Raw genomic sequence first — 20,252 nt, forward strand, 5'->3', positions numbered from 1 at the left:
GCTAACCCCCTGTAAGTCAATTTTTTATTTTATTATTTATTCATTATGTGTGCTGCAACTTTCTTGTCTTCCGATTTAATATGGTTTATAAGCCACCCTCCCACAGAAGAGTTCACTTTTGCAACCAGCTGTATGGTTGCTCCATTTTCTTTGAATTCGTCAGCTATGTTTTTTACTGTAACTTTAAATGCTTCATGCTTTTCCTTGTGAGCTTTGTAATCAGGATACGATGATTTTAGCTGCAGCATTTCTTCATCAGCAAAATGTTTTATAACATAATCCTGCAAAAAATTAAGCGTCTTTGATACTTCATTTCTTCCTTTTCCCTGGCTGCAAGCATCTAAAAGTTCATTAATTGCATTTATCAATGATTTATGCTGTGAGTCAATTGACGGGTTTCCTGTTTCTAATGATTTGTCCCAGCTGTATGCCATGATTTACCTTCCTTTTTAAATTATGCTAAATGAAAATAGTTTGTTCTTCCGCTGCTGATGAGCTTTTCATAATCCTCTACAGGCTTTGGCTTTGAAAAAATAAAGCCCTGTGCCATATCGCATCCTGTTTTCTTTAAAAAATCTACCTGTAAATCTGTTTCAACACCTTCAGAAACAACTTTTAGACTTAGCTTTTTTGCAATATCTACAATATTGTCCATTATTATCTGTGAACTGTTTTCTTCAATATGATTTAAAAATATTTTGTCCAATTTCAATGTATCAATGGGCATTTCCTTTAATAGCCCAAGACTTGAGTAGCCTGATCCGAAATCATCCATGGATATTTCAAATCCTTCATTTTTGAAGTTTTTCATTACTGTAAAAATACTTTCTTCATTATCATTGTTGAAAACCACTGATTCCGTAATTTCAATTTCAATAAGGTTATTTGGAATACTGTATTTTTCCTTGATTTTATTGTATTCTTCAACAAAATCGGTGTTCAAAAAATGAATTCTTGAAACATTCACAGAAACAGGAACAACATCATATCCGCTGTCAATCCATTTTCTCATGTTGACACACACCTGTTCAAAAACATACTTGTCCAAATTAATAATGAAACCGTTTTTCTCAAAAATGTGTATGAACTTCATGGGACTTAAAAGCCCCAGCTCTGGGTGATTCCATCTGACAAGTGCTTCTGCTCCTGATAAATTACCGTTATCCAAACTTACCTTTGGCTGAAAGTACACCTTAAACTCATTGTTGGCCAAAGCCTTGTGCATGTCATCTTCAATTCTACGCACTTCTATGAGATTGTTTCCGATGCTTTCATTGTAAATAGCATATTCACTGTTATAGCCGTTCTTCAGGTGACTTTTTGCAAATTCAGCTCTGTCGATAGCAACTCTAAGTTCAAGCTCATCATTATCAATAAAATAAATCCCCATGTTGACTGCAGGTTTTATATTAATTTTTTTCCAAATACTTAAATATTCAATTTTATCAGATATATTAAGCATTCTTTCAATGAGCTCATTTTGTTCTTCATATTCAAACAATACAAAAAACTTATCTCCCTCAGCCTTTCCAAAAACTTCACCTTTAAGTTCCTTTGAAAATATTTTGCATATTTTCTTAAGAATATCATCACCGACCTTGTATCCAACACTGTTGTTGATGATGGTGAACTTTTTAATATCATAATGGATAAGTGCATACTTCTTTTCAATATTATTGTTTATCCGTTCTTCTGCATCTTTTATGAACTTGAATTTATTTCTTACATTAAATACCAAATCCATAGCTTCAGTATTTATGTCTTTGTTCAATCTACCATTATAATTTTTTAAATATATTGTTCCTTTCCTTATAATGAAATAAAATCCTATCTCCAATACTATAAAGACAAAATTGAATGCAAGCAAAAGCTTGTCTCTTAATGTAATATCCTCTCCCGGAGAAAACAAATCAAGTGTTGCAAGAATCATTATTACTGTGCAGAAGGCTGCCCCAATAACATAATGCTTAACAAATGGTTTGAATTTGGAAATTTCATCATTATTAATTTTTTTCACCTCCTGTGATTATTATCTCCATTTAGTTCTATCGGCATAATTTGACAAAAGTTTACAAATAATTTACCATTAGTAAACTTTTTTTATAATTTTAAACCACTATAATATCGCAGTCTCAATCACAAATTTATTAGCTCCCTCCGGTCGCATAAATTTGGATTTCGTTGCGTTTGACCTACCGCAGATTTTTTCTTCCTACGGTCGAAAAATCTGGGTTAGGGCATAAAAAAACAGGGTGCAGTAAACTGCACCCTAATTTTTTGTTTTAATTTAATATTACTGTAATAACTGTAATACACCTTGTGGCTGTTGGTTAGCTTGAGCAAGCATAGCCTGAGCAGCTTGAGAAAGGATGTTGTTCTTAGTGAATTCCATCATTTCTTTTGCCATGTCAACGTCTCTTATACGAGATTCAGCAGCTGTTAAGTTTTCAGAAGTTACTCCTAAGTTGTTAACTGTATGCTCTAATCTGTTTTGCATTGCACCAAGATTTGCTCTTTCAGTTGATACTGAACCGATTGCTGTATCTAATGTATCTAATGCAGCCTGTGCACCAGTTTGAGTTGATAAATCAACACCGCTAATAGCTAATCCAGAAGCTCCTGCTGTCATGTTTGCAATTTTTAATTCAACTTGTTCATAAGTTTGGTTATTAGCACCAATTTGGAAAGTTACTCCAGTAGAGCTTAAAGAACCGTTTAACAAGTCAATTTTATTAAATTTAGTAGAATCAGCTATTCTATCTACTTCTGTAATTAATGCAGTTACTTCTTTTTGAATGTTTGCTAAGTCGTCTGTTGCATCATTTGTTCCGTTTGCTGCCTGAACTGCTAATTCTCTCATTCTTTGAAGAATAGAGTGAGTTTCGTTTAATCCACCTTCTGCTGTCTGAATTAAAGAAATACCATCTTCAGCATTTTTAGAAGCCATTTCAAGACCGTTGATTTGTCCTCTCATTTTTTCTGATATAGCAAGTCCTGCAGCATCATCACCAGCTCTGTTGATTTTGTAGCCTGATGATAACTTTTCTAAGTTTTTACCTGTGTTAGTGTTGTTTGTTCCTAATTGTCTTAAAGAGTTCATTGCGTTTAAGTTGTGTTGAATTCTCATTTAATTACCTCCATGTAATTTTATCGGGATCCTTCCCTATTTTTATTTTTTAATATTTTTTATTTTTTACACTGGCGCCTTTGTGTTAAAAATAAATTTTTACCTTTACAAAATATATATCGTAACTCAATTAAATAAGTTTAGTGTTTTTTGAAAATTTTTTTAAAATGTATTCTGCTAAACTTAAGTCCTCTTCCGTATCAATATCCATAGATGAATAGCTGTCCATTATATATGCAAGAGTTTTATCAGTTTCAAAAGATCGATTCTTTTTAAGTTCATTAATATCACATATATAAATTGCTCCATTTAGTCTATATACCGGTGGAAAGCTCTGTCTCCTGGAATATTGTTTTTTATCATATAATATAAAGTCTTTCAGAGTTCCATCTGCATTAATGCTTTTTAACCACCAGGGCGGGTGTTCTTCTTTAGTAACAGATATTAAGGACTTACTATTTTTGCTATCACTTAATAATGTTTCTATTGAAGCGTCAATAGCTGTGACTGTTCTAAAAGGAGATGTGCATTGCAGCAGCATTACATAATCAGGTGTAAATTCTTCGTTATCTTCCAATATGTTTAAAGTATATAATATTGAATCAATGGTTGGTGAATCATCTGTAGCCAACTCTATTGGTCTTTTTATAACCTCTGCTCCTATTTCTGTACATACCTCTTCTATTTCTTTATCTTCAGTAGATATTACTATTCTACTAATATACTTTGACTTTTTTGCTTCATCTATTGTCCATTGAATCAGAGGCTTGTTTCCTAAATTCCTTATATTTTTTCTATGAACCCCTTTTGACCCGCCTCTGGCCGGTATAATACACAGTATGTTTTTACCTATCAATATTTCACCACCTATACAATCTCTTTAACTAAAACAAATGCTTCAGCACTATCTGCACCTATTGCAGCACCTCTTATGGTAGCATATGCTCTTATATTTTTTTCACTTCTTGGAAAAGGGTGTTCCAATATTTCACTGCTGTAAATTTTAGCTATTTCTATTTTTTTATCAATGTACCCTGAAATATCAACAAAATAATTAGGTTTAAAAGCATATTCAGACATAGCGAAATCAGTCTCCGAGGGGGTTTCCATCATTAATATTTTTTTAATAAAAGGATATCTGAAATTTTTAGTGCATGAGAAGCATAAATCAAATGTTATTCTGTGATCGGAATGAACATCCTTATAATAAGGCAACACAACAACATTGGGTTTAACTTCATTAAAAACAAAACTTATTTTTTGAATTAATTCTCCTGCTGAATATGAATCTAATTCAGCAGGCTTCAGTTTTAGATTATAGTATCCATTTAAATCATATCTTTCAATCATCTTTTCAATTTCATTATCTCGCAGTTTAATTTTTGCATCACTATATCCAAATTCTACATCCATATGCGTCATGTTCAAAACATAAACTTCATTACCTTCTGCCTTTTTTCTTAGCATCATTCCACCGGCTCCTAAGGTTTCATCGTCCGGATGGGTAGCAACAATCAGGTATTTATCCATACTGTATTCCTTTCTAAAATATATCAATATCACTCATAGTAATGTACCAGTTATTGAACTCCAACAAATCATCATTAGACGTATCTGAGTTATTCTTAACAATGAAATGAAAATGCTGCCCATTTTCTTGAAAATCAAATTCCTTAAGAACATCTAAATATTCATTATCACAAAACCACATATTGGCACTTGAAATTTTTTTGGATTGAAAAAAATCAAGTGAGAAATTAAGCAGCTGCCTTAAAACTGAATCATTTACCGCAATTAAATCCACAATATCCCCAATTAGCATTCCATTATTATTGTAAATTTTAACAACTGCATATCCCAGTACTTTTCCCCCGTCTATAAAAGCGACTATTTGGTATTTATTCTCTGGATTATCAACAAATCTCCAATTTAAGTAGCTTGATACTCGAGATGTTATTATCTTATATTTATTGATGATTAGATAAAATAACTTATCAAACCTTTCATCAAAATTTTCTACAATTTCGCAATTAGCACTAGACATAAACTTTCTATTTAAAATCTTTGTTTCTAGCATAGGAATTTCTTTAATTAAATGGAATCCAAGTTTTTTTACAAATCCATTTACTGAATTATCATTTGGTACTCCAAAGACAACGTCTATTGTTTCCTTAGTATTTGAATATAAATCTTGGGCAAGTTTTGCAAACAACCCTCTTCTGAAATAACTTGGATCAGTAAATGTAGTCATTGACAAGGCCGAAAAGTGCTTAATTCCGTTGACGTACAAGGGAATCGGCGATAAAGCATAATGTGCAGCTAATTTATCCTCATCCCAAGCAAGGTTTATAAGATCTGTATTATGATTGGGATTATCTATATATCTCCATTTCCAATAAACCTTGGATAATTTTCTGCCAAAGGCTCTTTCAAATACCTCAAGTATGTGCTTTTCATCGCCTTTATTATATCTTCTAAAATTCAATATATTTCCCCCTAAAAATCAATATCATAAAATTTCTTTTCTTCAAATTTATTAATAAGAAGTTGTTCCTTGATTATTTTGATTATATTTGCTGATGTATCTTTTTTTTCATAAGGGTTATTTGTTTTTGACAAATTTGGAATATCAATTATCATAGATAGTTTTTCATAAACTTCTTTTTCTATTGGTTCGCAGTTAAAAATAGTCTCGCTTTGTATCCTTCCATCCTGTCTTTTACCGATATTTAATGTGTATGTTCCTAAACTTGGGACTTCAACTATTCCGCTGGATGAATTTCCAACAACAGCCTTCACACACTTAACTGCACTCAAATACCTAATCGTTCCTAATGAATAAAATGAGATTGTTGTGTTGCGATTATCTCCTACATATTCATCTATCATTTCATTTATAATTCTTCCTCCGGTATCTGAATTACATTTGGTGAATATTACCTTAAGATTTTCTATCCTGCTAAAAGCTGACAGTATTTCACGGAATTGGCTTTTTGCCAGATTTGGTTCCAATGATAAAGGGTGGAATGTAAATAAAATTGTCTTATTGTCAATAATGAAATTAATATCTTTCTCCAGTTCTTCCTTGGACATCAATTTAAGATTATAAATATTCTCCACACCTAAAGAACCAACATTATAAACACAACCAGGATTTTCTCCTAACTGTATCACTCTTTTTCTATAAAAATCTGTAGAAGTAAAATGTATTCTGCTAAATTTAGTAATAGCATGCCTCAACATATTATCAATTGTACCAGAGCCGGTTTCACCTCCATATAGATGTGCTATTGGCACACCGGATACCATAGCAGCACTGGCAACAGCAAATATTTCATACCTATCTCCAAGCAAAACAACCATATCTGGTTTTAATCTTTCAAAAACATCTGAAAAACCTATCATAGCTAGGCCCATTGATTTTGAAATACCTGAAGGTGTATCTGAACTCAGCAGCACCTCAATCTTTTCATTTATTGTATACCCATCGTTCTCGATTTCTTTATACGTAAGCCCAAACTCTGGTGATAAATGCATTCCTGTAACAATTAACTGCAATTGTAATTCATCATCATTGTCTATCTTTTCTATCAAAGGTCTCAACAGTCCATATTCAGCTCTAGTTCCTGTAATAATACATATTTTTCTCTTCATATTTCTATCAGCTCTTCTTCTTCAAAATCTCTTGATGCAGTATGACCTATTACTTCAAACCATTTCATTGGGCTTATACCATTTCCAGGTCTTTTTACTGTTATATTTTTTTCTGTAAAAATTTCGCCTTTCTTAATATATGTTTTTGCAATTATGCTCTTTCTTGCAACAACTATATTTTTCTTTTCTGATTCTGAAGGTTTTTTTTCACCATCTCCCATTGCAGCTTCAATATTTCTGATAGCGCTAACCATAGCTTTTAATTCATACGGCTCTAAGCTTGCTTTATGGTCTGGGCCCTCCATATTTCTATCAAGAGTAAAATGCTTTTCAATTATTTCGGCACCCATGGCAACTGCGGCAATTGGCACTTCTATTCCTCTTGTATGGTCGGAATAGCCTACAGATACATTAAATCTTTTTCTTAATGTATCCATTGCTTTTAAGTTAACATCTTCATAAGGTGCAGGATACTCTGTTGTACAATGAAGCAGGGTAATTTCTCCGCAATTATTAACTTGCAATACTTCCATTGCATCTTCTATATCTCTCATGGTGCACATTCCTGTAGACATGACAATTGGCTTATGTGTTTTTGCTATCTTAATTAGGTATGGTAGATTAGTAATTTCTCCGGATGGTATTTTCCAAAAAGGTATGTCCAATTGCTCAAGAAAGTCTATACTATCCAGATCAAATGGTGTTGATAAAAACACAATATCATTTTCTTTGCAATACTCATTTAATTTCTCAAATTCTTCAAATGATAATAATAATTTCTTTATCATATCATACTGTGTTTCTTCATTGCCTGTTGTCAATTTCTGATAATCTGCCTTTTCTGCATTTTTAGATACAAGCAACTCAATCTTACCAGTTTGAAATTTTACAATATCTGCTCCGCACCGTCTTGCTTCTTTAGCCATTTTTTTTGCAATCTCAATATCTCCATTATGATTGACACCAACTTCAGCGATTATAAGAGTTCTCATAGAATTCCTTTCTTAACTATTTATTCTGTTTTATGACCCTTGCAGGATTTCCAACCGCAGTACTGTAGCTTGGTATATCTTTAATTACAACGGTACCCGCTCCTATTATTGAATTTTCTCCAATATTCAAGCCTTGTATTACTTGTGACCCTGTACCAATTTCAGTCTTTGATTTTATTCTAACATTTCCTGAAATATTAACACTTGGATATAAGGTCGTAAAATTTTCCAATATAACATCATGACCTACTGTACAATCTAAATTCACAGTGACAAAGTCCCCTAAGGTTATGTCTACTGTTAAAATGCTGTTCGTACATATAATACATCCTATTCCCATTTTAACACTATCTGATATTACAGCACCTTTTGAAATGATAGATGGGAAAATAACATTTTCCTTATTTACGAATTTTTTTACTACCTTTTCTTTTAATTTTGAATTTCCAATACCGCAAACTACATAAATTTGTTCCGGATAATTTAGTAACCAATCGTCATCACCAATGACTTCATATCCAGCTATACTTCTCACATCATTAGAATTATCTATAAAACCTATTATGTTCCACTCGTTTGTGATGCGATTATTTTCTTGAATAAGCCATAATACTTCTTTGGCGAATCCACTAGAACCCAAAATTACAATATTCTTTTGCTTCATACCTTCCCCTTTAATCGAATATTTGTTGTATGTTTGAATGTATGTTTATTCTTATTCCAACCTTTTTCTCATTTCTTCCATTTCATCAAGTTGTCCCATATCCATCCAGGCATTTTCACCGATAGGATATACCCCTATCTTTTCGCTGGTTTTTCTGTATCTTTCTATTATGTCAGGAAAGCCTATTTCTGTGTTTTCTTCCAATTCTTCAATAACTTTAGACTCAACTACATACACTCCAGTATTTGTAAAAAAGGATATTTCAGGTTTTTCCTTCATGCTTTCTATTTCTCCGTTTTCACTAATATCTATTACTCCATAAGGAATTTTTATGCTTTTTAAGGAACAAACCATTGTAATCAAATTTTTTTCTTTTTTATGGAATCTATATATTTTTTCATAATCTTCATCAATAATAATATCACAATTAGACAATATAAATGAGGTATCAATTTTTCCCTTTAGCAGACTTAACCCGCCGCCAGTACCAAGAGGGATATTTTCATCAATATAATTTATTGCATAGTCCTTTTCGATTTCATTGAAATATGCTTTAATCATATTTTTCTTATGATTAACAATTAAAAAAAAGTTATTGCAACCAAATGTATGAAATCTATTTATTATATGTTCTGCAATAGGAATTTCACCAATAGGAATCAACGGTTTCGGTAGAATTTTTGTATAAGGATAAAGTCTTGTACCAAGGCCGCCTGCCATAATTACAACCGGAACATTCAACTTGCTTTTGTTTCTGATCTCTTTGTCATTCCAGAATATTACAGAAATTATATGCATTTCAATATCAACTATAGGCAATGCTTCAACAGAATACTGTTTCAAAAGATCTTTTGCTTTATCTCTATCTTTTTCATATGCAAACTTTGGGTTATAATTGGCGATACATTTAACTTTTGCATCAAGATTACCTTTTTTTAATATCCATCTTCTCACATCACCATCTGTAATAGCCGCAATTAATTTCCCTTCTTTTGCAACGAAAAGAACTTTTTTAGCTACCTTATCCAGCAATTCCATTGCTTCAAGCATTGTAATTTCTTCATCTATCAAAAAATCATTTATATCTATAATACTCTCCCCCTTGCCTGTAAGCTAAAATTGCATGTTTTTCAAACATTCAACTACATATAACAAATCATCCTTTGCTAAATTAGAACTGCATGGTATATTAACTATACGTTCTATATAGTATTTTGCTTTTTCGATTTTAAATGTTTGACAACCAATATATGGTCGTTGTTCATTGATTAAGCCCCATATTGGTCTTGACTGAATTTTATTATCAGCTAAATATTTAATTACTTCATCTCTGCTTATAGGGTAATCATTGTTACATTGAAGCGAATAAAACCAATGGTTGCTCCTTATATTTTCATTGAAGTTTAAAATAGATAATCCTTTTATTTCATTAATTTTTACTTTATATAAGTTATAGTTTTCAGTTTTTATATCAATAAACATTTCCAGCTGTTCTAATTGAGCTAAACCAAGTGCAGCCTGTAAATTAGTCATGCGATAGTTATATCCTATTTCATCATGAGTATAGTATAGCTCATCGCTTTTAGCCTGTGTGGTAAGATGCTTTGATTTCTTTAATATTTCTTCATCGTTAGATACAATCATACCACCGCCACCTGTTGTTATAATTTTATTTCCGTTAAAAGAATATACACCTACCGTTCCGATTGTACCAGCAAAGAAATTCTTATATTTCCCTGTTAAATAATAAGTTCCGATTGCTTCAGTAGCATCTTCAACCACCTTCAAATTAAATTTGTCAGCTATATTCATTATTTTTTCCATGTCGGCCATATTACCAAATACATGGACCACAACTATAGCCTTTATTTGTTTCATGGTCTTGTTATTTAATAGTCTTCCATCAACATAACTGCACTCATTTTGGCAAAATTCCAGCAACTTGTCTGCATCCATGGTGAGTGAATCATCACAGTCCATAAAAATTGGTTCAGCACCTATATATTTAACCGGATTAACCGCAGCAATAAATGTCAAAGCGGGAACTATTACCTCATCTTCTTTTGTTACTCCGCACACTTGAAGAGCTATATGCAATCCAGAGGTACCATTTTGACATGATACTGCACCCCTTGCATTAACGTATTGAGCTATTTTATCTTCAAATTCATCAACATATGGTCCACCTGTAGAAACCCATTCAGTTTCAACAGCATGAGTTACATACTCTAATTCCTTTCCCTTTAAATTAGGTACTGAAAGCGGAATAAATTTTCTTTCCATATTATCTCCTATAGATTATAAATATCTGTCTTATATTTATCTAAATTATTTTTAAAAAACTCAATAGTTTCAGCAAGTCCACTTTCAAAGGAATATTGTGTCTTCCAATTTGTTAACCTTTTTATCTTTTCATTGGAACCAAGCAACCTGTTAACTTCACTCTTTTCGGGTCTCAATCTTTGCTCATCACATACAATCTTTGCACTAGGATTTATTTGTCTTACTAATTCCTCCGCAAGCTGACCAATGGAAATTTCCTGCTGTGTTGCAATATTAATCTCTTCTCCGATTGTCATATTTGATTTAGCTATTTCAATAAATCCATTGACAGTATCCTTTACATAGTTAAAATCTCTGGTTGGAGTTAATGAACCTAATTGAATTTCTTTATGTCCTGATAATAATTGAGTGATTATTGTAGGTATTACAGCTCTTGCAGATTGTCTTGGGCCATATGTATTAAACGGCCTCACTATTGTAAGTGGCATATTAAAGCTTCTATAAAATGATTCTGCTAATCTGTCAGCCCCAATCTTTGTTGCTGAATATGGTGATTGACCCTGGAATGGATGTTTTTCATCTATGGGCACATATTGAGCTGTACCATATACCTCTGATGTTGATGTTACAAGCAGTCTTGACGTTTCCAAAGATCTTGCTGCCTGTAATATATTCAGTGTACCTTTTATATTGGTGTCAACATATGTATCAGGAGAATGATAGCTGAATGGAATGGCAATCAGCGCTGCTAAATGATAAACCTCGTCCATTCCCTCAACAGCTTTTCTTACTCCGTTGGGGTCTCTTATATCTCCTGTAAAAACATCAATTTCTGACAACATTTCTTTTGAAAAAGAATCTAACCAGCCCCACGAATTAAATGAATTATAATAAACAAACGCCCTTACCTTGTTGCCTTCATTAACTAGCTTTTCAACTAAATGACTGCCAATAAAGCCATCTGCTCCTGTTACTAAAATTTTTTTCATCTTACACCCCTTTTGTTAAAGAAGATTCTGCATAAATTGAAATGCTTCCTTTCATCTCATTATAAATTGGCTCTATCATTTCTATATCATTAATGCATATATCAATGAAATTACTAAAACTTTTTATAATTTTATTGCCTTGTTCATGAGGATTTTTTTCCTCATTAAAACTTTCTATACCATCTGCCAATATTTTATACTGTACTCTGTTCATTGGAAGTATAAATGTCTTATAAAAGTCATTATTTTCAATTTTCTTTAACTCTTTATCAAGTTTTACATACAAGTTTTGAGCTTGTGTGTAGTTTCTATTGTTGATAGCTTTTTCAATTTTATTTAGTATATCTCTGTATTCTTTGTTAATTTTCAGAGCATTTTCATATGATTTATCCATATTCCTAGACTGAGTTAACAAATATTCCTTATCATAGTCTGTTTTATTTTTTTCTAAAGAATTCAATCCATCTTCTTCTACTACTTTTTCATTTAAACAGCTTTTGATTATTTCCTCAAGTTCTATAAACTCTGTTCCTTCTATCCTTGCTCCACCTTTAGTAGTATTTATCACATTAAGATTTGAAAAGTGTTTGATATAGCTTTCAATTTGACTTCTCATCATATTAAATGAATTGTTAGTTAATATTTCATTTCCATAAACATCTTTTACCCATATACCTTTTTCTAATTCATCATCTGTAAGTTCGATACTGCTATATGTTATTCCCTCTGAATATCGCTTTTTATCACGATAACCCAAGTTTTGTCCAACTAATATAATTTTATCGAATCCCAAAACATATAATAGCTGTAATGTTGCTGCAGCTACTGTTGGCGCATCATAAATAACATTTATTGCACTATTGTCGTAATTTCTCAGATAATATGTTGCAATTGAATCTTGGCTAGTAATCATATGATATTTTTTACCCGGATAATTTTCTAATGTTTCATATCCAACTGATGAACCAAATATCATAGGTATTTCACTAATATCTTTTTGTTTTATTATTTCCAGGACTTCCTGATTTTTAACACTTGGATCAATTGTACATGCAGCATGAGGATATATGTTATTAATAATAAGTGTATTGATCGCTGAACCAACGCTGAATATATAAGCCAGACCATTATTCTTTATATATCTTAAATTTTCAATTTCTTCATTAAGAGATGGACCTGCTGCAACTAAAATTGCAGTCTTGCCTTTATATGAACCAATCCTTTCTGTTACTATGTTTGGAGTAGTCAATATTTCTTTAATGTTTTTCATACAGTTTATTATCCATCTTTTTTGAAAAACATAATTCGTATGCAGATTTCCTCTTTTACTGTTTATTAATTCCTTAAACCTGCTAAGGAATGTATTGTATTGCTCATTAAATACATTTTCATAAATCGGTAAATCCACAATTACTATTTTCTTGTTTGTTTTATTAAGTATTTTCCCTAAAAAAACATCTATTGCAGTTGTGTCAAACTCAAATTGGATGTTTGCTATATTATTAAATGCTGATTTATTAAAATTGACATTGTCCAAAAAGTGTCTAAAAATTTCAACAGATGGTTCATAGATTGAAAATGATGTAGATGGATATCTCTGTGTAAACACATCTATATGATAGCCAAGTCCAAGCCCGTAAAAAATTACATGTGAATTTTCATCAATGCTATCCCTTTCCTCAATTTTATTTATTATTGCTTCAGCTTCTCGCAAAGGGGCGTACTTGCTATGAACATATAAATCTTTTTCATCTTTCTTTACTTTAATGGTTTTATGGTTATCTTTTGTATGTTCAATAGTAATATTACTATGTAAATTATCTGTTTCTATTGTTGCTAGTTCTTCATATAGTCTTGGATATTTTTTTTTTAAAAATGTAACATTATCTTTTAACATTTTACTCAACCGCCTCGGATGTTAGAAAACTTAATTTTTCCACTATTGCCTCAAATACTGGAGTTATTTCATACATGAGCATATCTCCAATTAATATGTTGTCATTGTTTAAAATTGCATTTTCTAATTCAACAACAATATTGTTTAATTTTGACACTTCTTGAACATACTCATTCCAAGCCCCATAATCACTTACTATGTCACTGGAGCTTTCAATTGAACTTATATGAGTAAGCGATTGAATAATCCACTGAATTCCTTCAAATAAATCTGTAAGCTGTGACCAAGTATTTTCACTTGGCCTTTGGTAGAATTCCTCAGATAATTTATGGATTATCGGAATTGCATTTTTGGCATACTGCTCTGTTGATTCAATAGATTCATTGACCATTTCTACGATTGATATGGCAACAACGTCTATTGTTTTTATGCTTACAATATTTTCCATAATATATCTATCGAAATTATCGTATATTTCTTCTCCATCAATGATTAGATGAGAAAACAGCAAATCATCTTCTTGTATTAATTCATTAATGTTATCAAATAATTGTTCTATAATTTCAGGATCATTTTTAAACTCCAATACCTTATCTTTAACACGTATATTCATAAATTTTCCTTCTTTCTTCAAATATATTCCTCTAAAACACTTAAAAATTAAGCATCTTTAATAGATATCGGCTTAAAAAGATAAATATTTAGATGCTTTCTTTCATATCATATAAAAATTGTTTGTACCATCATCTTGTTATAAATTCTAATAATTTCTCAATTATAAAAATATTATTATGTTAGTAATTATAACATTTAACTGCCTTATTCACAATTGCTTTGTGCAAATATTAATTATTTTAGCGAATTTTTAATTTCAGCAATTTGATATAAATTTTGTTAATTTAATCCATTTTGACTTTAATTTTCATTTATAATGCCGATATAGACTATAAGGAGGATGTCATATGATTAAAGAAATTAATTCCGTTAGACCATCAGGTGTACAAAATAGCAAGACTGCAGAATATATAAAACATAAAGACAAAAGTGACTCTGACACCATAAAAAACAATAAGAAATTTGACAGTATAGAAATTAACAAGCTAATTTCAGATAATGAAAAAAGAATTAGTGAATTTAAAGAGCAAATCAAAAAAATGATTGCTAAACAAGGCGAAGAATCAAATCTAACATTATTTGGGCAAAAAATAAACGTTTCCTTGGAAGATTCTCAAAAAGCAGCCCAGCAAGTTGAAGAAGGCGGCGAATATTCAATTGATGCAGTTGCCACCAGAATTATGGACATGGCAAAAGCACTGTCCGGAGGCGACAAATCAAAAATTTCTCTGTTAAAGGATGCTGTTATAAAAGGTTTTGATGCAGCAGGGATGGAGTTTAATGACGGTGCAGGGCTTCCTGAAATATGCAATAAAACATATGATGAAATTATGAAGCGTTTTGATGATTGGCAAAAAGAATAAAACTAGATATATCACCATAAAAACCTGAATCTAAAATAGGCTTCAGGTTTTTTTATTGGCCAATAATTTAAATATAGCCTCAAGAATAAAAAAATAAAGGAGCCAAGGCTCGCAGAGGGTCTTAGCTCCTTTTTACAGTTACGGATTTTATATTTCGAATTTGTTCACAAGATTATTTAGTATCTGTGACTGGCCTGAGAGCTCCTCACTGCTTGCTGCGCTTGTTTCTGCTGTTGCTGCGTTTTGTTGAACAACAGAGGATATTTGCTCTATTCCGCTTTTTATCTGATTTACAGAAACTGCCTGATGAGATGAAGCTTCTGCTATTTCTGCAATGAGTTCATTTGTTTCATTTGTTTTTGAAACTATTCCGGACAATGATTTTCCTGCCTCGCTTGCCAGAGCTGTTCCATTGTTTATGGCGTTAATTGAATTTTCTATCAGTGCTGTTGTCTGTTTTGCAGCTTCTGCTGATTTTCCTGCCAGGTTTCTCACTTCATCTGCAACTACGGCAAAGCCCTTGCCTGCAGAACCTGCTCTTGCTGCTTCAACTGCTGCATTCAATGCAAGTATGTTTGTCTGGAAAGCTATGTCATCAATAACTTTTATTATTTTATTAATTTCTCTTGAAGTATTGCTTATTTCATCCATAGCAGCAAGCATTTGATTCATTTGATCATTTCCTCTTTCAACTTCGCTGGCTGCTTCCTTAGCCTTGTTTCCTGCGCTTTCTGCATGTTCTGCATTGTTAGCGATTGTCTGATAAATCTCGTTTATTTCTGCTGAAAGCTCTTGGATGGCACTTGCCTGCTCAGTTGTTCCCTGAGCCAAAATCTGTGCACTGCTTGATACATGTTCTGCATTCATGTTTATTGACTCTGATGATTCCTTGATCTTTCCTATGGTGTCCTTCAATGTGTTTGACATGGAAAGAAGTGCAGATTTTAACTTGGCAAATTCCCCTTCATAGTCATTTTGGAATTCCACATTTAATTTTCCTTCAGCCATTTCATTAAGCACATTTACACTTTCATCTATGTAAGTTATATATGATTTTAGACGTCCAGTTAAACTTCCTATTGAGTGGGCTAGTTCTCCTATTTCATCGCTGCTTTTTATGTCTATATCCACATCAAGTTCACCTTCTGCAAGCTTGTTTGTTATGCCTGTAATCTTTTTAATTGGTTTTGTAACAATTCCTACAATTATGAACATTGCTGCTGACAACAGAACAATTGTCATAATATATATTATAGTTATTAATTTCGTAAGTTCTCTTGTGTTTGACATGAATTCATCTCTTGGAATTGCTGAAACAACCTTCCACCCTGTATCTCCTACAAGGACTGTATTTCCCATGTATTCATTATCATTGTAAGAATACTTCATGACTTCATCATTTATATCTTCCGCTGATTTAAGAATGTTTTCGCTTACACCAATGTCCTTGAACAATTTTAAAATATTGTCGTCATCCTTATGGGATGTTATAACATCACCTTCTGTCAAAAGAGTAAAATATCCATTTTCTCCAAGTTTGTACTCTCCTACGACCTGGGACAACTTGTCTATGGTTATGTCAATACCGGTCAAACCCACTATTTTACCTTCTGCATGGACAGGGGCAGTAATTGTTATGACCATGCTTCCTGTTGCAGCATCTACATAAGGTTCTGTGATGCATGTAATATCATCTGTTATGGTTTTATAGTACTCTCTTGTTTTCAAGTCAAATGAAGCATCTGATACTCCGCTTAAATCATCCACATAATATGATGGGTCAGCTTCAGCTATATATGCTGAAAGCATTACGTCGCTGTTTGATTTTTGCGTTTCTATTAATGTATTTCTGAGCACTTCATATCCATTTACACTTGGTATGTAGTCACCCGGTTCTGCATCCAGCAAAAAATTCTGTATGTTTTTATCTTGTGCCATTTGCTTTGCAATTGTAATATAGCGTTCAAAAAACAACTCTGCATCCTTACTTACACTCTGGGATGTTTCACTCAATATTTTCTTTTCATTTTCTGTGAGCCGGCTGTTTAAGGTTGTGCTCAGCACAATTCCTGTTAACGTTAACAACAGTGTGCTGCCAATGAACAAAACGATTACAAGCTTTGTTTTTATACTCTTTGCAGCGGTTCTTTTAGTTGCATTATTTTTGCCTTTAATCCCTTTCATTTTCTCCTCCTTAAAAATGCATACAAATATATTATCGGATTTTTACTGCGAAAATTTACCATTTTTTTATAAATATAAAATTATAACGATTAGAAACTAAAAGAGAGGCAATGTCTACATTTTACGTATAAAGAAATATTATTGTTTCTAAGTTTAATACGAAGCTTGCGTACATCAGTATGCACAAAAAACGGATCATAAGTACTTAACTAATGACCCGTCTATATTATTTTAGATTCTTGGCAAATTCGCCTATTTTTTTGTCTGCCTGTGAAATGTGTTTAGTGAGCCAGTCCAAAATAAACTGGTTTGAATTCAAAATAACAGTTAAATTTACACCGTCTTTTTCATATTCACTTCTTAATTCCTTAAGCTTTTTGATGAATCCTTCGTGCATTTGCTTTTGAGCGCTTAATTCAGGATAATTGATACTTTGCATGTAGCGTTCCTCATCCTTGAAATGGGTCCTGGTATATTCATCAAGAAAGTCAAACATTTTAACTATGTATTCCTTAGATTTTCCGCTTTTGCCTGCTTCAAAAAGCTGATCAGCTTTTTCAAACCACTTTTTATGCTGCTGATCTATCAAATCAACCCCAACCTCTAAATTTTTAGTCCACAATAAAGCCATATGAGCCTCCTAATATTTTATTATGCATGAAAATTTACAATTGTGTCTTTAAGAACTCATTTCCATACTTATGGTTTATACCCTTATTTTTCAACTATTAATCATATAATTTAGATAGCCTCATGTACTTCGCCGGATTCTTCAACTAATTTTATTTTTTCCACAAGTTCTTTCATAATCTGCGCCTGGCTTGACAATTCTTCACTTGCAGCTGCACTTTCTTCCGCTGTTGCAGAATTTGTTTGTACTATAAATGAAATTTGTTCAACTCCATATAAAACCTGAGTTGCTGCTTCTGACTGTTGTTTAGAAGCTTCGGTAATTTCTTTTATCATATCTTCAACAACTTGAGTTTTTTCAACAGCGATATTAAGTGCTTCATTTGTCTTTGCTGCTACTTTAGTTCCTTTTTCAACTGCTTTTAAAGCATTTTCTATTAGCTGTTCAGTATTTTTTGCTGCTTCTGCGCTCTTGAGTGCAAGATTCTTAACTTCGGTTGCAACAACTGCAAATCCGTTTCCTGCAGAGCCTGCCCTTGCTGCTTCAACAGATGCATTGAGAGCAAGAATATTTGTTTGAAATGCAATGTTGTCAATAACCTTTATTATTTTCCCGATTTCCTTGGAAGTCTCGTTTATTTCAGACATTGCATCATTCATTTCCTTCACATAATTGCTGCTGTTTTCAACTTGTGCTGCTGATTCAAGGGATGCTTCCTTTGCTTTGCCTGCATTTCTGGCATTGTCATTTATTTGTTCTGTTATTTCACTGATTGTTGCAGAAAGTTCCTGAACAGAGCTTGCCTGTTCAGTTGCTCCCTGGGACAGTGCCTGTGCTCCGCCTGCCAGCTGCTCTGAACCGCATGCAACCTGTTCTGCACTTTCATTTACCTGTCTTACCATGCGATTTAAATAGCTGCTAATCTGCTTCAATGAAATAACTATTGAATTGAAATCACCGTTGTATTCATTATCAATTTTGTTTGAAAAATCTCCATCTGCAATTGCACCTAAGTGAAATGAAATGTCATTTATTATTATATTTAGTCCTTTCACTGTAGAACCTAACGATTTTATTAGTGTTCCAATTTCATCATCACGTGTTGTTTTTTCAATTTCTGTGTGTAAATCTCCTTCAGCAAGATTCTTAAGCCTTTCAGCGCATAAAATAATTGGATTTGCAATGTTGTCAGATACCTTCTTTCCGATTAAATATGCTGCTATAAGAGACAATATTGAAATTATCAAAGTGATGAGTAAACTTAAATTTGTGGAGCCTGTATATTCCGATTGAGGAGCGCTTATAAATAACCCCCATCCATCGCTTCCGTTAATATATGAATAAGCAATCAGGTTTTTTTGTCCATCTAATTCATAGTCACCAAGGTCAAGCTTCATGCTCAGCATCTTTTGCTCGACTTCAGCCAATTGCTTGTTGATTCCATTTTCTTCGTAGGATTTTATTATGTTTTCAGATTCAACGACCTTTTCATAAACAGGATGTGCAATTGTATATCCATCCTTGTCCAGTATGTAGGCAAATCCACCTTCGCCGATTTTAACAGAGGAAACCATGTCTGACAGGACTTTACCGTCCAGCACTATGACTGCAGCACCAATTATTTTCGACCCATATACTCCGTCTTCCCACAGAGGAGCTGATACAGTAAATGTAACCTTGTCAAATTTATCATTCATCTTTGGTTCAGTAATTACTGTACTTCCTGCCATAGCAGAAAAGAAATAATCAGTATCTCCTATCATGTATATTTGTTTTGTGATTGGAGATTCTCCTTTTCCCTTTGTATTGGTTGTATACGCATCAAGCAGCCCATATGCCTTCGTCATTTGTGTGACTATTTTTGCTTTTTGCTGATTGTTTACAGTCATATCAGAAAGCTGCTGATTAAGCCCTATGTTGTTGGCAATTGCCCTGTATATTTCAAGTTCATTTTCAATTGACTCTGATGATACCTGGGCAACGTTATCCATTGTACGTTCAAGAGTATCAAATGTGATTTTGTAGCTTTGATAAGCAGAAATTCCCCCTAATATGATTACTACTGCAAGTATTAGTGAAATAAAGCTTAAGAATATTTTTGACTTTATGCTGGTTTTGTTTGTGATTGTAAATGCCAATTCTCCGACTTTTTTTCTTATGAATTCAATGATTTTTTTTAACACTTTGTTGGTGCTGATACTTTTGTAAATATTGCTGAAGATTTTCTTAATGTTATTGATAAGATTTTTAATATTAATATTTTTGCCTAGTGAGTCTTTTACTTTTAGTTTTTCCTTAATGTTAAAGTTAAATTTTATTTTTTTCACAAGATCCCCCATATTTATTTATAATC

18 protein-coding genes are annotated in these 20,252 nt (G+C 32.5%); 1 reads left to right on the forward strand and 17 read right to left on the reverse strand.

The genetic code is table 11. The features are described from left to right. Positions 1-32 precede the first annotated feature (32 nt). The 14 genes from LY60_RS13150 to LY60_RS13215 form a co-directional block, all read right to left on the reverse strand. Positions 33-434 (reverse strand): bacteriohemerythrin, encoded by a 402-nt coding sequence (locus LY60_RS13150; RefSeq protein WP_145084666.1) that lies wholly within the window; start codon positions 432-434, stop codon positions 33-35. 20 nt (positions 435-454) lie between these two features. Beyond that, the gene (locus tag LY60_RS13155) at positions 455-2,017 is read right to left on the reverse strand and encodes a putative bifunctional diguanylate cyclase/phosphodiesterase (protein WP_145084669.1); all 1,563 of its coding nucleotides are present in this window, start codon (positions 2,015-2,017) and stop codon (positions 455-457) included. Between the two features lie 276 nt (positions 2,018-2,293). Then, a complete protein-coding gene (gene hag / locus LY60_RS13160) occupies positions 2,294-3,127 on the reverse strand; it encodes a flagellin Hag (RefSeq protein WP_145084672.1) in 834 nt (277 codons plus the stop codon). A gap of 130 nt (positions 3,128-3,257) precedes the next feature. Next, positions 3,258-3,983, reverse strand: a complete 726-nt coding sequence (locus tag LY60_RS13165; RefSeq protein ID WP_145084675.1) for an acylneuraminate cytidylyltransferase family protein — start codon at positions 3,981-3,983, stop codon at positions 3,258-3,260. A gap of 11 nt (positions 3,984-3,994) precedes the next feature. Beyond that, on the reverse strand, positions 3,995-4,657 hold the full coding sequence (locus tag LY60_RS13170) for a PIG-L deacetylase family protein (RefSeq protein ID WP_145084678.1): 663 nt from the start codon (positions 4,655-4,657) through the stop codon (positions 3,995-3,997). Positions 4,658-4,670: 13 nt separating this feature from the next. Further along, positions 4,671-5,612 carry a GNAT family N-acetyltransferase gene (locus LY60_RS13175; RefSeq protein WP_170226222.1) on the reverse strand — a complete coding sequence of 314 codons (942 nt, stop codon included), beginning with the start codon at positions 5,610-5,612 and terminating at the stop codon, positions 4,671-4,673. Between the two features lie 11 nt (positions 5,613-5,623). Continuing rightward, positions 5,624-6,781, reverse strand: a complete 1,158-nt coding sequence (gene neuC / locus LY60_RS13180) for a UDP-N-acetylglucosamine 2-epimerase (RefSeq protein ID WP_145084683.1) — start codon at positions 6,779-6,781, stop codon at positions 5,624-5,626. After that, on the reverse strand, positions 6,778-7,773 hold the full coding sequence (gene neuB / locus LY60_RS13185; RefSeq protein WP_145084686.1) for an N-acetylneuraminate synthase: 996 nt from the start codon (positions 7,771-7,773) through the stop codon (positions 6,778-6,780). The genes neuC and neuB overlap by 4 nt, the downstream gene beginning before the upstream one ends. Before the next feature lie 16 nt (positions 7,774-7,789). Next, a complete protein-coding gene (locus LY60_RS13190; RefSeq protein ID WP_145084688.1) occupies positions 7,790-8,437 on the reverse strand; it encodes an acetyltransferase in 648 nt (215 codons plus the stop codon). 51 nt (positions 8,438-8,488) lie between these two features. Then, on the reverse strand, positions 8,489-9,526 hold the full coding sequence (locus LY60_RS13195) for a sugar phosphate nucleotidyltransferase (RefSeq protein WP_145084691.1): 1,038 nt from the start codon (positions 9,524-9,526) through the stop codon (positions 8,489-8,491). A gap of 24 nt (positions 9,527-9,550) precedes the next feature. Further along, positions 9,551-10,720 carry a LegC family aminotransferase gene (locus LY60_RS13200; protein ID WP_145084694.1) on the reverse strand — a complete coding sequence of 390 codons (1,170 nt, stop codon included), beginning with the start codon at positions 10,718-10,720 and terminating at the stop codon, positions 9,551-9,553. Positions 10,721-10,728: 8 nt separating this feature from the next. Next, positions 10,729-11,709, reverse strand: coding sequence for an NAD-dependent 4,6-dehydratase LegB (locus tag LY60_RS13205; RefSeq protein ID WP_145084697.1), 981 nt, complete (start codon positions 11,707-11,709; stop codon positions 10,729-10,731). A 1-nt stretch (position 11,710) separates the two neighbouring features. After that, a complete protein-coding gene (locus tag LY60_RS13210; RefSeq protein WP_145084700.1) occupies positions 11,711-13,606 on the reverse strand; it encodes a motility associated factor glycosyltransferase family protein in 1,896 nt (631 codons plus the stop codon). Position 13,607: 1 nt separating this feature from the next. Continuing rightward, positions 13,608-14,240: a hypothetical protein gene (locus LY60_RS13215; RefSeq protein WP_145084702.1), complete on the reverse strand. Its 633-nt coding sequence runs from the start codon at positions 14,238-14,240 to the stop codon at positions 13,608-13,610. 328 nt (positions 14,241-14,568) lie between these two features. On the opposite strand from LY60_RS13215, the gene LY60_RS13220 reads away from it, so the two are divergent. Further along, on the forward strand, positions 14,569-15,084 hold the full coding sequence (locus LY60_RS13220) for a hypothetical protein (RefSeq protein WP_145084705.1): 516 nt from the start codon (positions 14,569-14,571) through the stop codon (positions 15,082-15,084). Positions 15,085-15,231: 147 nt separating this feature from the next. On the opposite strand, the gene LY60_RS13225 is transcribed toward LY60_RS13220, so the two are convergent. The 3 genes from LY60_RS13225 to LY60_RS13235 form a co-directional block, all read right to left on the reverse strand. After that, complete coding sequence (locus LY60_RS13225; protein WP_145084709.1) at positions 15,232-17,268, reverse strand: methyl-accepting chemotaxis protein; 2,037 nt, start codon at positions 17,266-17,268, stop codon at positions 15,232-15,234. Positions 17,269-17,494: 226 nt separating this feature from the next. Next, positions 17,495-17,899 (reverse strand): bacteriohemerythrin, encoded by a 405-nt coding sequence (locus LY60_RS13230; protein WP_145084712.1) that lies wholly within the window; start codon positions 17,897-17,899, stop codon positions 17,495-17,497. A 110-nt stretch (positions 17,900-18,009) separates the two neighbouring features. Beyond that, positions 18,010-20,226 (reverse strand): methyl-accepting chemotaxis protein, encoded by a 2,217-nt coding sequence (locus tag LY60_RS13235; protein ID WP_170226223.1) that lies wholly within the window; start codon positions 20,224-20,226, stop codon positions 18,010-18,012. Positions 20,227-20,252 lie beyond the last annotated feature (26 nt).

Source organism: Sedimentibacter saalensis (assembly GCF_007830175.1).
Classification (GTDB): domain Bacteria; phylum Bacillota; class Clostridia; order Tissierellales; family Sedimentibacteraceae; genus Sedimentibacter; species Sedimentibacter saalensis.